We start from the raw sequence: 635 nt of genomic DNA, 5'->3' as shown, positions 1-635 counted from the left end.
CAGGTCCGCCGGGCCGGCCGCGAGCGCCGCCCGCAGGTGGGCGCGCACCGTGTCGTCGGGCAGCGCCTGGCCGAACAGGGTCTGCGAGGCGAAGCGCAGCCGCGCCAGATGGAGGTCGAGGCCCCGCACCCGGCCGCCACGCACCTGCATGGCCGTGAAGTGTGCGTGGCCGGCGAAGGCGAGCGGGGCCAGGTCCGCAGCGGGCACCGGCTGGCCGTTGCGCTGCACGACGAAGGAAGAAGGAGAAGGGACGCTGGCGGACATGGTTTCGTGGCTCCTGGAAGGGATGAATCATCAAGTTCCTGAACTATCCCGCGTTGACTTCCCCAAGAGAAACGAATAGTTTTTGGAAAATCATCAAAAACCATTTGAAGATCGATGCACCCCAGACTGCTCCCCGGCACCCGCGCCCTGCGCACCTTCGAGGCTGCCGGGCGGCACCTGAACTTCACGCGGGCCGCCGAAGAAGTGGGGCTGACACCGGCGGCCGTGAGCCACCAGATCAAGGAGATCGAGGAGCAGCTCGGCGTGGTGCTGTTCACGCGCACCAGCCGCAGCATCCGCCTGACGCCGGCCGGCGCCGTGTGGTTCGAGGCCACCGCCGACGCGCTCGACACCCTGCGCCGCGCCGCCGG

1 protein-coding gene and 1 pseudogene are annotated in these 635 nt (G+C 68.8%); one reads left to right on the top strand and one right to left on the bottom strand.

All coding sequences use genetic code 11. From position 1 onward, the window contains the following. Window positions 1-264 (bottom strand): annotated as a pseudogene (locus VBO01S_RS31575) (branched-chain amino acid aminotransferase); the annotation flags it as partial. 114 nt (window positions 265-378) lie between these two features. Between VBO01S_RS31575 and VBO01S_RS31570 the strand changes: the two are divergent. After that, window positions 379-635: LysR family transcriptional regulator (locus tag VBO01S_RS31570; RefSeq protein WP_157627563.1), on the top strand; the 257-nt coding region annotated here is incomplete at its 3' end.

Origin of the sequence: Variovorax boronicumulans NBRC 103145, assembly GCF_001591345.1 — a bacterium.
Classification (GTDB): Bacteria; Pseudomonadota; Gammaproteobacteria; order Burkholderiales; family Burkholderiaceae_C; genus Variovorax; species Variovorax boronicumulans.
This window is presented reverse-complemented; position numbering and strand designations above follow the sequence as displayed.